At 55.6% G+C, this 15,304-nt stretch carries 12 protein-coding genes; 6 read left to right on the forward strand and 6 right to left on the reverse strand.

Features of this window, described 5'->3' with window-relative positions:
- The first annotated feature begins 35 nt into the window (after positions 1–35).
- Positions 36–530 carry a ribonuclease E activity regulator RraA gene (gene rraA / locus ABD013_RS04270; protein WP_343802776.1) on the forward strand — a complete coding sequence of 165 codons (495 nt, stop codon included), beginning with the start codon at positions 36–38 and terminating at the stop codon, positions 528–530.
- 309 nt (positions 531–839) lie between these two features.
- On the opposite strand, the gene ABD013_RS04275 is transcribed toward rraA, so the two are convergent.
- Positions 840–2,066 (reverse strand): EAL and HDOD domain-containing protein, encoded by a 1,227-nt coding sequence (locus ABD013_RS04275; protein WP_343802778.1) that lies wholly within the window; start codon positions 2,064–2,066, stop codon positions 840–842.
- A gap of 125 nt (positions 2,067–2,191) precedes the next feature.
- Here ABD013_RS04275 and ylqF point away from each other — a divergent pair, with 125 nt between their 5' ends.
- The 5 genes from ylqF to ABD013_RS04300 all read left to right on the forward strand — a co-directional run bounded on the left by ylqF (position 2,192) and on the right by ABD013_RS04300 (position 8,406).
- Entirely contained in the window at positions 2,192–3,112 is a 921-nt protein-coding gene (ylqF, locus tag ABD013_RS04280) for a ribosome biogenesis GTPase YlqF (RefSeq protein ID WP_343802781.1), read from the forward strand.
- Entirely contained in the window at positions 3,112–3,411 is a 300-nt protein-coding gene (locus tag ABD013_RS04285) for a hypothetical protein (protein WP_343802784.1), read from the forward strand. The genes ylqF and ABD013_RS04285 overlap by 1 nt, the downstream gene beginning before the upstream one ends.
- Positions 3,412–3,456: 45 nt before the next feature.
- Positions 3,457–4,632 carry a BaiN/RdsA family NAD(P)/FAD-dependent oxidoreductase gene (locus tag ABD013_RS04290; protein WP_343802787.1) on the forward strand — a complete coding sequence of 392 codons (1,176 nt, stop codon included), beginning with the start codon at positions 3,457–3,459 and terminating at the stop codon, positions 4,630–4,632.
- A 646-nt stretch (positions 4,633–5,278) separates the two neighbouring features.
- Positions 5,279–6,112 carry an autoinducer binding domain-containing protein gene (locus ABD013_RS04295; RefSeq protein ID WP_343802790.1) on the forward strand — a complete coding sequence of 278 codons (834 nt, stop codon included), beginning with the start codon at positions 5,279–5,281 and terminating at the stop codon, positions 6,110–6,112.
- Between the two features lie 71 nt (positions 6,113–6,183).
- Positions 6,184–8,406 (forward strand): FG-GAP repeat domain-containing protein, encoded by a 2,223-nt coding sequence (locus tag ABD013_RS04300; RefSeq protein WP_425543381.1) that lies wholly within the window; start codon positions 6,184–6,186, stop codon positions 8,404–8,406.
- 201 nt (positions 8,407–8,607) lie between these two features.
- Here the strand turns inward: ABD013_RS04300 and fadA are convergent, their stop codons facing one another.
- The 5 genes from fadA to ABD013_RS04335 form a co-directional block, all read right to left on the reverse strand.
- Positions 8,608–9,786, reverse strand: a complete 1,179-nt coding sequence (gene fadA, locus ABD013_RS04315) for an acetyl-CoA C-acyltransferase FadA (RefSeq protein WP_343802793.1) — start codon at positions 9,784–9,786, stop codon at positions 8,608–8,610.
- Positions 9,787–9,798: 12 nt separating this feature from the next.
- Entirely contained in the window at positions 9,799–11,946 is a 2,148-nt protein-coding gene (gene fadB, locus ABD013_RS04320) for a fatty acid oxidation complex subunit alpha FadB (RefSeq protein ID WP_343802796.1), read from the reverse strand.
- A gap of 256 nt (positions 11,947–12,202) precedes the next feature.
- Complete coding sequence (locus ABD013_RS04325) at positions 12,203–12,949, reverse strand: enoyl-CoA hydratase-related protein (protein ID WP_343802799.1); 747 nt, start codon at positions 12,947–12,949, stop codon at positions 12,203–12,205.
- Between the two features lie 3 nt (positions 12,950–12,952).
- On the reverse strand, positions 12,953–13,525 hold the full coding sequence (locus ABD013_RS04330; protein WP_343802801.1) for a DUF2889 domain-containing protein: 573 nt from the start codon (positions 13,523–13,525) through the stop codon (positions 12,953–12,955).
- Between the two features lie 12 nt (positions 13,526–13,537).
- The gene (locus ABD013_RS04335; protein WP_343802802.1) at positions 13,538–15,202 is read right to left on the reverse strand and encodes an AMP-binding protein; all 1,665 of its coding nucleotides are present in this window, start codon (positions 15,200–15,202) and stop codon (positions 13,538–13,540) included.
- Positions 15,203–15,304 lie beyond the last annotated feature (102 nt).

Raw genomic sequence — 15,304 nt, forward strand, 5'->3', positions numbered from 1 at the left:
CGGCATTATTCAACCGATATTGAAGGAGTACCCCGATGGAAGATCTGCTGCCCGAGCTCTGCGATCACTTCGAAGAATTGGTTCAGGTGGTTGAACCCATGTTCGGCAACTATGGCGGTCGTGAAACCTTCGGTGGTGAAATTGTCACCATCAAGGCGTTTGAGGACAACTCACTGGTGCGCGAACAGGTCGCTCAGCCGGGTGAGGGCAAGGTGCTGGTCGTGGATGGTGGCGCTTCCATGCGTCGTGCCATGCTGGGTGACATGTTGGCCGAGAAAGCTCAGAACAACGGTTGGGAAGGTATCATCATCTACGGCTGCATCCGTGATGTGAATGCGATCTCTGAGCTGGACAACCTGGGTGTACAGGCGCTGGGTACTCACCCGATGAAAACCGAGAAGCTGGGAGTTGGCCAGCTGAACGTGCCGGTTACTTTCGGTGGTGTCACCTTCCGCCCAGGCGAGTACGTCTACGCCGACAACAACGGTGTGCTGGTATCACCGCAGAAACTGGAACTGCCTGAAAGCTGATTCCTGCCGGGGGCTGGCGTCCGCCAGTCCCTCATATTTTCCCTTCCTTCCTGATACTTTTTCATGTGCAACTTCAAACAGCAGCTATAACCGGTTGCTTTAATTGGCGTTGTAAAAAAGTATAAAAAATAGGCGTTTTTTGACGCGAAAAAATTTCAACGCTGTCTATACTGATATTCAACAGCGCACGGGACGTGTGCTGACCTGCCCAGACAGGAGAATATGGACATACGTTGCACGCATTCGGGCTTCCCCTTCACCGAATGCGTGCCTTTTATCGTCTGTACTTTTTACCGTCCGTACTTAGTATTATTCGTACATCGCCTGCATGGACTCTTTGGTCCATTTCAGGCTGTGACGGTAGGCGGCCTCGTAGAGTGAAACGTCGAAATTGCTCGGCAACAGGTCCCAGTCTCCAGACTCATAAGCCATCACTTGCGTCAGTAGCTGCCCCATTGGTCCCTGACCTTCGCTGAGCGCCAGTTTGATATCCTCACCCAGGGGCAGCTGCTCCAGGAGTGTTGGCTGATCAATGTCGAGCATGGCATGCAGACCGGACATCATGCCGACCATGAAAAAACCGGATGGATTGGGCAGGTTCTGGCTTTGCGCGATCATTTCGCACATGTGGCCGCGTGTGAGCAGAATACGGGTCAGTTCTTCCGGCTTATCCTTGTTGGCGGACATGGCGATCAGCGTTGCCCACTTGCGCACCTGCTCCATTCCCAGCAGCACAACAGCTTCGGCAACTGACTCGACCTGACGCACCAGTGAATAGGCCGCCGAGTTAACGATACGCAGTAGCTTGTAGGTCAGGATGGGGTCGCGGATGATCATGTCTTCCAGCGCTTCCGGTGTGGCTGACGGCTTCTGAAGCTCCTGTATCAGTTGCATCAGGGCGATCTGGTTAGCACTGACCTTGCGGCCCTTGACGACCTTGGGCTTGCTCAGGAAGCTGCCCTGGAACAGTTTGTAGCCGCACTGGATGCACTCATCCAAAGCCTCAAAAGTTGAGATGTTGCTGGCCAGAAGAGTGGACTTGTATGGCTCCAGGTGCTGAGCCTGTTCACGGATCTCGTCGGCATTCATGTCACTGACATCGATGCGGACGATCTTGGCCAGCTTTAATGCGGTATCGTAAGCCGGACTATAGCGGAAGTCGTGCAGGGCAAAGCGATAACCTTCCTTGACCATGGCGTGGATGGCCCGCAGCAGGTCCTTATTGTCGGGCTCGGTAATGCGAACTGAAATAACGACCTGTTTGGCAGGTAATGTGGGCATGCTGCCGTCCAGAATCATTTTCTGGCTGACCCGGATAAAGGCGGGAACGCGCTTGATCTCACCCTGGTCAGAGATGCTCGTATATGCATGCAGAAGCAGTTCGGAGCCGGACTCGGCCTCGGGGTCGAGTTCCATCATGGCATTCAGGTGACCCGTATCGTTGGCAACCAGCTCATAAGCGATCACGCGTTGCTGCTGATCGAAAATGGGTTGCCGTGCCAGCAGGGTCTGGCTCTTTTCCGTTGTGCTTTCCATGGATCTCCCCGGGTAGAGCTTAATTTAAAGGGGGATTTTATCACCACTTTTGGGCTTTCCGGTATGGTTGAAGCCCACACGCAGGTATAATGTCGGGCCTTCCGAACACAAGTACTGGATAACGCATGACCCGTATCAACTGGTTTCCCGGCCATATGCACAAGGCGCGCAAGGAAATTGCGCAAGTAATGGATGAGATCGATGTCGTGATCGAAGTCCTCGATGCCCGCCTGCCGATGTCCAGCGAAAACCCGTTGGTGGACCAATTGCGCAAGGGCAAGCCGGTACTGAAGTTGCTGAACAAGCAGGATCTGGCTGACCCCAAGCGGACCCAGGAGTGGCTGGACTACTTAAATGCCCGTGAAGATGTCACCGCGGTAGCGCTCGATACCCAGCAAAAGGCTCTGATCAAGCGTATCCCTGAGATGTGCAAACAGATGGTACCGGCACGTACCCGTCAGGATCGGCCGGTACGCGCGATGATCATGGGTATCCCCAACGTGGGTAAATCTACACTGATCAATGCGCTACTGGGTCGCAAAATCGCCAAGGTAGGCAATGAGCCGGCGGTGACGAAGGCTCAAAAGAAGTACAGCGTCCATAACGGCATGGCACTGTCGGATACGCCCGGGATTCTCTGGCCCAAAATCGAGGACGAAGATTCCGGTTACCGCCTGGCCGCCAGCGGTGCTATCAAGGATACCGCCATCGAGCATGAAATGGTGGCTGCTTATGCCGCCGGCTTCCTGTTGCTGGACTATCCGGAGCGATTGCAGGAGCGCTACAAGCTGAAAGCCTTGCCGCAGGGACAGGATGAGCTGCTCGACGAGATTGGTCGCAAGCGCGGCTGTCTGCGTCCGGGTGGTGTGGTTGATCGCCACAAGGCATCGGAAATTCTGTTGACCGAGATGCGTGCCGGCAAGCTCGGTCAAATCACCTTCGAAACCGTCGAAGAGTGGGAGCGTAAACGTATAGAGGCCGAACTGGCTGCAGCTGAAGCCGCTGCGGCAGAAGCGGCAGCCGCTGAGGCGGAGGAGCAGAAGTAATGAGTCGTAACAAGAAATCACGCAAACTGGGCAGCATGATGACGGTGCTGGAACGCAAGACCAAGAAGCAGGAACTCTTGGCAGACCCGACCAGTAAGGAAAGCCGTCGTAAAAAAGCTCAGGAGCAGCGCAAGAAGCATCAGGCGGTCGCGGACAGGAAAAGAGACGCGACCATGACAGCTCAGGAACGTGATACCAGAGCGGGCCGCAAGGGCACCCGCCATGGCGGTCCGCTGGCTGACAAGATCCGCAAGTTGAACGCCGAAAAGCGTGAGCAGGAACAGGCGGCTGAAGAGTAAAATTCGTACCGGGTGGCCCCGGTGGAATCATTAGTGAGCTCATTTGTGAACTACGATGTTGTGATTATCGGCGGGGGCGCCTCAGGGCTGATGTGTGCCGCTACCGCTGCTTACCGGGGCCGCAAGGTATTGCTGCTGGAACATACCAAGAAGATCGGGCGCAAGATCCTGATGTCCGGCGGTGGACGCTGCAACTTTACCCACCTGCACAATTCGCCGGCCAACTTTCTTTCCGACAACCCGCATTTCTGCAAGTCTGCCTTGAGTCGCTTCAGGGCTGCCGACTTTGTCGAGCTGGTTGATCGTCATGGTATCGAGTACCACGAAAAAACCCCGGGACAGTTGTTCTGCAACGAATCCAGCAAGGAGATCCTGCAGCTGCTGCTGACCGAGTGCGACTGGGCGGGTGTCGAGATCATGACCGAAACCAGTGTGTTCGAAGTGGAGCAGGGTGCGCAGGGTTACCATGTCAGGACATCACGTGGACAGTTCGATGTCGAGTCCGTGGTCATCGCCTCTGGAGGCCTGTCAATTCCCAATGGGGGTGCTACCGGTTTTGCCTACGATGTTGCTGAGCAGTTCGGCCTCAAGGTTACACCGCGACAGGCGGCGCTGGTACCGTTTACCCTGCAGCCGGATCTGCTGGAACACCTGAAGCCATTATCCGGCGTATCTCAGCCGGTGAGGGTGAGCTGCAACGGCATGAGCTTCAGCGAGAACCTGTTGCTGACCCATCGCGGCCTCAGTGGGCCCGCCATTCTGCAGATCTCCTCCTATTGGCATGCCGGTGACGAGATTGAGATCGATCTGCTGCCGCAGCTGGCGCTGGAAGACTGGCTGAAAGAGCAGCGTCAGCAGCGCCCCAAGGCGGAGCTGCGCACCCTGATGGCCCAGCATATGACCAAACGACTGGCGCAGACGTTGTGTGAGCTCTGGGGCTTCGAGGGTGAAGTGGGGCAGTACAGCAATGCCCGTCTGCAGGAGGTTGTTCAGCAGTTCAAGCACTGGCGCGTCAAACCCTCGGGTACCGAAGGCTACCGCACCGCCGAGGTAACACTGGGCGGGATCGATACCAACGAAATTTCGCAGAAGACTTTCGAAGCCAAAAAGGCACCGGGACTGTTTTTTATTGGTGAGTGCCTGGATGTGACCGGTCATCTGGGAGGTCATAACTTCCAGTGGGCCTGGGCGTCAGGTTTTTGTGCGGGGCAGTTTGTGTAGGGTATGAAAGTAATCAGTGAAGGTCGTTAAAGCTTGACAAGGAGTGTAGAGCCCACTGATATTGGGGTTCATGGTGTGAACTGCCTTCGCTCTAAAAGGGTTCTGAGCCAAAGCTGCTACATACGGGCACCCCAACTGTTCCTGACTCTGGTGCAGCTAGAAGTTTAAACCAGCATAGGAATACCGCTCTCAACAGGCGTGGCGTGTGTTTCATGATGTTATTGTGACTTTCATACGGTTGACAATTCTTTCCGCTTTACATGCGGTCGGCGAATAAGCACCGACCGCAACCTGTTGTTTAAGTTCTTACCCGCTCAAAGTGGCATCTAAATTGCCTTATCTCATTTGTGTTTGAAAAGGCACGATCAGCCAAGCAGTCGATTACGCAAAGCCTCGGATTCCCTTGGAATGGCCGGGTTGCCAGGCACTTCGTTTACGGTGGATGTAGATCCCTGTTGGAAGTCAGGATTGCAGTTCGTGCATGGCTCTAACCTCGTATCTCATGGCCACTATTGAGCCTGTGATGATGCTGTTATCAGCCTCCATGACAGATGCAATGTGCGAATCTGGAATGATCGCCTTAACAGGTTAAGCTCTCGAGGCGTCAGGGAAACAGTCGCCGGAAAAGAGTTTGGGTGCCTGCGCCATGCCTGCACAGCATGACCCATCAGGTCAGAAGCACACACACCTTGGGAGAACTGAGGGTGTTCATGTGCCTGATCTAGATGATGTTGAACTCTGCATAGCGTTAATTCACTCCGCCAAGACACCAGATGAAGCATTCAACTACTTCTGCAAGATCGTTGCAGACAGTGGTTATGATCGGGTCGTATACAGTTTGCTCACCGATCATCCCTCGCTGGGATTACCGAAATTGCACGGACTTGCTTCCAGCTACCCGGAAGACTGGATGAAGTATTACCTGGAGAAGGAATACCTCAGAATCGACCCGGTAGTACAAGAAGTGCTGAAGTTGGGACGACCGTGTTTCTGGAATGACATTCTTGCCGGTACTGACCTTTCCGAAGATGCCAAGCGCCTTATACATGAAGGCGCAGATGCTGGACTACGATCGGGCATCTCATTTCCGATGGTCAGCCTTGCGGGTGAAATCGCTGGGTTTGCAATTGCTCGCTCGGACCCGGGGCCAGCGAAGAATGACTACGACTTGATGGCCCGCCTATACCTCCTAGGGACCTTTTTCCACGAAACCTATCGGACCATGTACCAGCAGCAAAAGCACGTGGAAATGCCAGGGCTGACAGCGCGTGAGCATGACGTCTTGCTCTGGGCGGCTGAAGGCAAAACCGACCAGGAAATCGCCATTATCCTGGGCATCACCTTCCACACTGTCCGCTTTCATTGGCGACAGATTTTCAGAAAGCTGAATGTGAATGGGAGGAGCTATGCGATTACGAAAGCAATTCGACTTGGGCTGGTAACGCCGGAGATTGTGCGGACTCCCTACCAAAAATGGTAGTAACGCCAGTAAGTGAAGGTTACTACCCTTTCAATATTGATTTCTCACCTCAGATACTGAGGGGACAGGCCATGAATAAGCACTTAGGCCAAGTTGTAAAGTATTTAATCGGGTTATTCCTAGTGGCCTCTAGCAGCATTCGGGCGGAGTCCGACCGATTTGTCGATAGCGGCCAGCTATTAGGGACGGGTTCGTTGCCCCCCGCAAGTGTCAGCGTTGAACTGGGCGACCTCGATAATGATGGTGATCTTGATGCTGTGGTTGCTAATCGATTTAATCCCAGCCGCATTTGGTTGAATGACGGCACGGGAATGTTCAGCGAAGGTCAGAGGCTGGTCGGGGGACCCGACAGTTATCACGCTGCCTTGGGGGATCTGGATGGTGACGGTGATCTGGATCTCTTTATGGCTGAGTTCAACGAGCTGCAACCCAACAGGGTCTGGCTGAATGACGGGGCCGGTAATTTAACAGACAGCGGCCAGCTATTGGGCGACTCAGCCAGCGTGCGCGTTGCTTTGGGCGATCTTGATGGCGATGGCGATCTTGACGCCTTTGTGGCAAACCTTGGCACAACAGCTGCAGGCCTGGCACAACCTAATCGAGTTTGGCTCAATAATGGCGTCGCTATCTTTTCTTCAACAGGGCAAGCGATCGGCAATTCCGGTAGCCGTAGAGTTGCATTGGGAGATGTGGATTTGGATGGAGACCTGGATGCGCTGGTGACCAATGGCCCTTCAATAGACCACAACCGTCTGTGGTTCAATGACGGTTCGGGCTTTTTCACGGACAGTGGCCAAGACCTTGGCTCCAATGGGTACGGCATCGCGCTGGCCGACCTGGATAGCGACGGTGACCTGGATGCTTTCATATCCAGCGTCAGTATCCCGGGAGCCAATCGTATATGGCTCAACGATGGAACGGGTGTGTTCGTCGATAGCGGGCAACTACTAGGTGAATTTCTGAGTCGTGGTGTTGCGCTTGGTGACTTCAATCAGGACTTGTTTCCAGATGTATTCGTCGCCAATTCAAATGATTCCAACCAGGTTTTATTAAACGACGGGAATGCCGGTTTAACTAATAGCCAGTATCTTGGCGAGTCAAACAGTGTTGATGTGGCCATTGGTGACCTGGATAACGACGGTGACTTGGATGCCTTTGTTGCCAACCTCCAGCAACCCAACCGCGTCTGGCTTAACAACCCTGACGGTGTACCAGATGAGCTGGATAACTGTCCGTTTGCCTTCAATCCGGAGCAAATTGATGTAGATGCTGACGGCGTTGGTGACGTTTGTGATAACTGCCTCGATACATACAACCCAGACCAGTTAGACAGTGACAATGATGGCATTGGTGATGTGTGCGACCCTGAGCCGTTTGATACGGATAGTGACGGTGTGCCGGATGAGTTTGATAACTGTCCTTTCGACTTTAATCCAGACCAGTTGGACAGTGATAATGACGGTATTGGTGATGAGTGCGATCCTGAACCGTTTGATGCGGATAGTGATGGTGTACCGGACGAGCTTGACAATTGTCCCTTCGATTTCAACCCGGATCAGACAGACAGTAATGGGAATGGAGTCGGCGATGCATGTGAAGCGGATACAGATGGAGACGGCATTCCGGATGATATGGACAACTGCCCTCTGACACCGAACACAGACCAAGCTGATAAAGATGGTGACGGGGTGGGTGATGTTTGTGACTCTGAGGGCCCCTCTGGCGGAGATGATTCTGATGGAGATGGAGTCGTCAATCGACACGATAATTGTCCATCCACTTCCAACCCTGATCAGGCTGACATTGACGGTGACGGTATCGGTGATGCCTGTGACTCGCCCACCGATAGCGATGGTGATGGCGTCTTTGACAGTCAGGATAACTGCCCTGCGATATATAATCCGGGGCAAGAGGACTTTGACAGCGATGGCGTTGGTGATCCCTGTGACACCCCAACAGGAAGCGACGACTCAGACGGTGATGGTCACGCAGATCGGAAAGACAACTGCCCTTATGTCGTAAACCCCGATCAGCTTGATAGTGATGGTGATGGCACAGGAGATGTGTGTGATGACACGCCTTCCAACCCAGATACGGATGCGGACGGCTGGATCGACTCGGCAGATAACTGCGTGTTAACGCCCAACCCCACACAAGATGATCTTGACGGCGATGGCACCGGTGATGTTTGTGATAATGATCTCGATGGTGATGGTGTCCCAAATAACCGGGATAAGTGCCTGCTAGAAGGTGCGGTTGGACTTGTTGATCGCAAGGGATGCCCGATCAACTAAAGTTCACGCCATCATGTGGCCCATTAGACATGGAGCAATTCTGTCAGACACCCTTGGCGTTGTAATGACAAACGGACGTTGTGGTCGGTTTTCGTTGAGTTGACTGGCTGCTGCAGGCTTTCCCTTTGCGCGGAAGAAGCGATTAGAGCCCAGGCAAAAAAGCCCGGCACAAGGCCGGGCTGAAAGGAAGGTGCAAGCGGTTTAGTTCAGGCGTTCGAACACGGTCGCGATGCCCTGACCCATGCCGATACACATGGTGGCCAGGCCAAGGGAGGCGTCCTGCTGTTCCATCACGTTGATCAGGGTGTTGGAGATGCGGGTGCCGGAGCAGCCCAGTGGGTGGCCCAGCGCGATGGCGCCGCCGTTCAGATTGACCTTATCATCCACCACGTCCTGCAAACGCAGGCCCTTGATGACGGCCAGGGCCTGAGCGGCGAACGCTTCGTTCAGTTCCACAACATCCATGTCGCTGATGGTCAGGCCTGCATTTTTCAGCGCTTTCTCTGTCGCCGGTACCGGGCCGTACCCCATGATAGAGGGGTCGCAGCCAGCCACACCCATGCTGAGAACGCGTGCACGCGGTTTGAGGCCCAGTTCCTGAGCGCGAGCCGCGGACATCATCAGCATGGCTGAAGCGCCATCGGAGAAAGCCGAGGAGGAGCCAGCTGTGACAGTGCCACCTTTCGGCATGAACGCCGGTTTGAGGTCAGCAAGTGTCTCGATGGTGGTTTCGGGGCGAATGACCTCGTCCCGGGTCACCAGGCGCTTGAAGCCCTGTTTGTCATGGCCTTCCAGCGGCACAATCTCGTTGTCCCAGCGGCCTTCAATGGCAGCCTTGTGGGCGAGCTGGTGGGAACGGGCAGCAAAGGCGTCCTGTTCTTCGCGAGAGATGCCATTCATTTTGCCCAGCATCTCTGCGGTCAGGCCCATCATCATCGAGGCTTTGGCGATCTGCTTGGACATGGCCGGGTTGACATCAATGCCGTGCAGGATGGAAATGTGGCCCATGTGTTCGACGCCGCCCACCATGAAGGTGTCGCCGTTACCGCTGGCAATGGCCTGAGCGGCGGTATGCAAGGCAGACATCGAGGAGCCACACAGACGGTTAACAGTCTGGCCGGCTACGGAGTGCGGCAGGCCTGCCAGTAATGCGGCGCTACGGGCAACGTTAAAACCCTGTTCCAGGGTCTGGTTGACACAGCCCCAGATCACATCGTCGATGGTTTTGGGATCAATTGCACTGTTACGTGCCAGCAGGCCTTGCATCAGTGCAGCAGACAGGTCATCGGCACGGACGTTGCGGAAAGAGCCGCCCTTGGACTGGGCCATGGGGCTACGTACCCCGTCGATGATGACGATATCGTTTGGTTTAAGACTCATCGCTTGCTCTCCTTATCCAAAGTAGGTCTGGCCGGCGGCCGCCATGGCGCGCATCTTGTCGGTCGGCTGATAGAGTTTGCCCAGGTCGGCGTGCTGGTCGGCCAGGTCACAGAAGGCCTGGAGACCCATCTGGTCGATGTAGAACAGGGCGCCACCACGGAACGGCGGCAGGCCGATACCATATACCAGGCCCATATCCACTTCGGCCGCTGTTTCGGCAATGCCATCTTCGAGGCAGCGTACGGCTTCGATGCAAAGCGGGATCATCATGCGGGCAATGATCTCGTCGTCGCTGAATTCGCGTGCCGGGCCGACCACGCCTTCGAGCAGAGCAGGCAGCGCTTCGTCAATGAGTTTCTTCGGCTTGCCCTTGCGATCCGGTTCATAGCTGTAGAAGCCCTTGCCGTTTTTCTGACCCAGGCGCTGCAGCTGGTAGAGGCGATCGATCACGGTTTCGTCATCCTTGCCCATGCGGTCGGGGTAGCCTGCTGCCAGGACTGAACCAGCATGGTGAGCCGTATCGATGCCTACGACGTCGAGCAGGAAGGCCGGGCCCATGGGCCAGCCGAAACGTTCCATGACCTTGTCGATCTGGCGGTAGTCTGCGCCATCACGCAGCAGCCCGGTGAAGCCGGCAAAGTAGGGGAAGAGGATACGATTGACGAGGAAGCCCGGACAGTCGTTCACCACGATGGGCGTTTTGCCCATTGCCTTGGCGTAGGCTACGGTGCGTGCAATCGCCGCATCTGAGCTTTGTTCGCCGCGGATAACCTCAACCAGCGGCATCTGATGTACCGGGTTGAAGAAGTGCATGCCACAGAAGTTTTCGGGCTTTTTCAAGGCCTTGGCCAGCTCGGTGATAGAGATGGTAGAGGTGTTGGAGGTGAGGATTGCGCCTTCCGGCAAGTGGCTTTCCACCTCGGCCAGTACGCTCTGCTTGATCTTCGGGTTTTCGACCACGGCTTCGACGACCAGGTCCACGTTGCCGAAGTCACCGTAGCTCAGTGTCGGGCGGATGCGCGCCAGGCTTGCGGCCATCTTGCGGCCATCGAGTCGGCCACGTTCCAGCTGCTTGTTGAACAGCTTGGAGGCTTCGCTCAGGCCCAGCTGCAGGGCGTCTTCATTGATATCCTTCATCAGGATCGGTGTGCCACGGGAGGCGCTCTGGTAGGCAACGCCACCACCCATGATGCCGGCACCCAGTACCGCAGCCTGACGTACGGGCTCGGCATTGGCTTCATAGCGTTTGGTGGTGCGCTTGATCTGCTGGTCCTTGAGGAAGAGGCCAACCAGTGCTGGTGTTACTGCGTTGGTAGCCAGCTTGGCGAAACCCTTGGCTTCCACTGAAAGGGCGTCGTCGCGGGTCATATTGGCATGCTTCTGGATGCTGGTCAGGGCAGTCAGTGGGGCCGGGTAGTGAGGGCCAGCCTTGGCGCCGATCATGCCCTTGGCGGATTCAAACGCCATCATCTGCTCAACCTGGTTGAGCTTGATTGGGCTCTGCTTCTCGGTACGACGGGCGGCATAGTCGAACTCGCCAGCGATGCAGCCGCGCAACAGATCCAGCGCACCGTCACGAAGCAGTTCAGGCTCGACCACGGCGTCCACAGCACCAACCTGAAGGGCATTCTTGGCGCGCTGCTCGCTGCCGCCGCAGATCCATTCGTTGGCGTTGTCGACACCGATCAGGCGAGGCAGACGTACAGTACCGCCCCAGCCCGGGTAGATACCCAGTTTGACTTCAGGCAGGCCGACTTTGGCATTGCTGGTCATGACACGGTAGTCACAGGCCAGGCACAGCTCAAAGCCGCCCCCCAGGGCAACGCCATTGATGGCGGCAACCGTCGGGCAGGGCAGGTCTTCAATGCTGTTGAAAATCGCGTTCATCTGCTTGAGGCCGGTGGTGATCTCTTCTTCACCGGCGGAGAACAGCCCGACAAACTCGGTGATATCCGCGCCGACGATGAAGCTGTCCTTGTCGCTGCGAATCAGCAGGCCACGCAGATCATCCTGGTCGCTCAGTGTGCTCACTGCTTGCTGCAGTTCGGCCATGGTGGCCTGGTTCAGTTTGTTGACGCTATCGTCCCGGTTGGCAAAAACCAGCTCATACAGTCCGGGTTCGATTGCGGCAACCTGTATTGTTTTTCCTTCCATCAACATGGTCAGACTCCAAGGCAATCGCGGTCGTGTGGAGGCGACCGGAAATTGTTGTTATAGGTTCTGTGCATTCAGTCTAGTGAATTGTGCGGTTGCAACAATGGCAGGACTTGTCAGGATCGATGACATTTTTAGTCATTTTTTCTTATTACAAGCCTTGGTCTCATATCGATATATGACATTATTGTGCATCCGTGGAAATCTTACTTCTGTTAAAACAAGGTGCCAGAGGTTGCTGTGCAGCCTGCTGCTGTAGATCTCAGCCTGCCTTCAGGAAATTGCTGAAGGCTACCCGGGCTTCCGATGAAGCCAGACGCTCGGCAAACAGCTTGGCTTCCTGATCAATCACGGTATGCAACTGCTCTCTTTGCAGGTCCCTCACCAGCTGTTTGCTGAGCTTGAGGGCTTCTGTCGGCAGCTGAGACAGTGCATGAGCACGTTTGAGCGCGGTCTGCTCCAGTTGCTCACGCGGTACGATCTGGTTAACGATTCCGGCATCCTGGGCACACTGTGCGTCGAAGGGATTGCCTTCGATCAGTAATTCAAAGGTCTTGCGTTGCCCCAGTACGCCCGGCAGCAGCAGAGAACTCCCCCCTTCAGGTACCAGCCCCAGGCGGGTGAACGGGAGATAGCAGCGCAGGTCATCAGCGGCAATGACCAGGTCGCAGTGCAACAGCATGGTGGTACCTATGCCAACGGCATCGCCCTGTACTGCAGCCAATAGCGGCTTGGGGAAATCGACAAGGGTGTGGAGAAAACGTACAACATCGCTCAGAGAGTCAGGGTTGTCGCCACCAGCCAGAAAGTCGGCAATATCATTGCCGGCACAAAAGCTGTCGCCGGCACCGCTGAGCATAACCACGTTGATCTCCTCAGATGCAGCGGCCGCGTCCAGTTGCTCAATCAGACCGGAATACATGTCGAGGGTCAGGGCGTTTTTTTTGCCGGGACGGGATAGCCTGATCTCAAGCAGCGTATTGTCGTGAATGATGGTTTCGATACCCATTACTCAGGTCTCCGAAGTATTTGGTTGTGTGTTGTCGGCTTCCACAAAGAGGTGTGGCACGTATTGGCGAACAAATTCGCTCTGGCTTGACCAGCCATGGCAACTGTCCAGCATCTTCTCGGTGATTCTTTCGATGGTCAGACCCTCTGCCAGAATGGGCCAAATGGTCTGCAGGGCTGTTGTGGCGAGCGGGGTTAACAGCTCATGCAGATGGGTACAGCCCTGGATGCCACTGAACATCTCACGGGTCATGCGGTGCCATCCGGGTCCTATCCGGGTGCCTTCCAGCTGGCGGAAGTTGCCGGCGATCCCCGGGCAGTGCCTGAATGGAGATGCGTCGACCTCGGCTTCGACCTGGTGAATCTTCATCGTCTTGTCGATGGTCAGCCGCATCCACATGTCATGGAAGGGCTCTCCCGCATCAACGTAGCCCCGTTCCGTATTGTCCACGCTATGGGTCTTCACGTCGGTCATATGGGCTTCGATATCCCAAAGGCCGTCTTCGCGCTCAAAACCCTGGCACTGGACCTGTCGTGTGTGGTGCAGTTTGCGGCGAACGGGCTTGTTCAAGGGCATATTGACCTCCTGTCAGGCAACATTCTGATCGTCCTGTTTCAACATTCGACGCAATATCTTGCCTACATTGGATTTGGGCAGTTCGGGTACGAACTCGACCATTTTCGGAACCTTGTAGCGGGTCAGGCGTTCCTGGCACCAGTCGCGAACGTCCTGCTCTGACAGGGTGTCGTCATTGCGGACTGCGATCAGCTTGACGACCTCGCCACAGGTCGGGTCAGCGATGCCAATAGCGGCACACTCCACAATTCCGGGATGATCGGTGGCAACGTCTTCAATCTCGTTAGGGTAGACGTTGAAGCCGGAGACGATAATCAGGTCCTTGGCGCGGTCGACGATGCGCAGGTAGCCACCTTCTTCCATTACGGCGATATCACCGGTGATCAAGTAGCCATCATCGGTAAAGCTGGCTTGTGTTGCAGCTTCGTTGTGCCAGTAGCCTGGCATGACCTGGGGGCCGCGGACGCAAAGTTCGCCTGGAATGCCTTCCGGCAGGTGTTCGCCTTTGGGGCCGATGATGGCAACCTCGGTTTCGGGGACTGGCAGGCCAATGGTGCCGGTGCGGATGGCATGTGGTGGGTTGATCGACACGGCGGGTGATGTCTCGGTCAGGCCATAGGCCTCGAGTACGGTGCATCCGGTCACTTCCTTCCAGCGGTCGGCGGCGGCGTGAGTCAGGGCCATGCCGCCGGACAGGGTCATCCGCAAGCTGCTGAAGTCCAGGGCGCGAAACTCCGCGTTATTGCACAGGCCGACAAAGAGGGTGTTCAGCCCCAGGAAGGTGGTGATTTTCCAGTGACTGACTTCCTTCACCAGACCGGGCAGATCGCGCGGGTTGGGTATGAGTATGCTGTGCCCGCCCGAAGCCAGAATGATCTGGGCGACGGTAAAGGCGTAGATGTGGTACAGCGGCAGCGGCGACAGCACGTTATCGGCCCAGTCGTTGCCCACTTTGCTGATGACGGCGACACCCTGCAGCATATTCGACAGCAGGTTGGCATGGGTCAGCATGGCGCCTTTGGATACGCCGGTGGTGCCGCCGGTGTACTGCAATACCGCCAGGTCTGAGGGTTTGCGGTCGGCCGGTTCAGGTCTTTGATCCAGGTGTTTGAGCAGAGCTTCACGCAGGCCAATGGCCCCCGGCAGCTTGAAACCGGGTTCCATCTTTTTGATGTATTTCACTGCTGCGTTGAGCAGATGACGCTTGACGAAACCGTGCAGATCGCCAACCTGGGTCAGGAATACATGCTGAATTTCGGTGTTGGCAAGAATCTTCTCGGCGTTGTGCGCCATGCTTTTGTGGATGACCAATGCCTTGGCGCCACTGTCACGGAACTGATGTTCCATTTCGGCTGGTGTATACAGAGGATTGGTATTGACCACGACCAACCCGGCCTTGAAGGCGCCAAAGAGGACGACGGGGTATTGAATCAGGTTGGGCAATTGGACCGCGATACGGTCGCCGGGTTTGAGGTCGGTTTCCTGCTGCAGGTAGACGGCAAAGGCGGTTGAAAGTCGATCAAGTTCGGCATAGCTCAGTGTGCGGCCGAAGCTGGTGAAGGCCGGTTTATCACTATGCTTTTGGCAGACATCCGCGAGGAACTCTGAAATATTCCGGTAGCCTGCGGGGTTGAGCTGGTCAGGTATCCATTGACCGTTTTGATTAACGCTATTCATGATCTGCCCATCTGCTTATTGTTGTTTCAGGGTCCACATGTCCGACCGGCGAGTCTCCGCCGGTCGGAGTCAGTGCGCTTAAGGCCATGCTGTTTCAGTATG

It is taken from the genome of Marinobacterium maritimum (genome assembly GCF_039523155.1).
Taxonomy (GTDB): domain Bacteria; phylum Pseudomonadota; class Gammaproteobacteria; order Pseudomonadales; family Balneatricaceae; genus Marinobacterium; species Marinobacterium maritimum.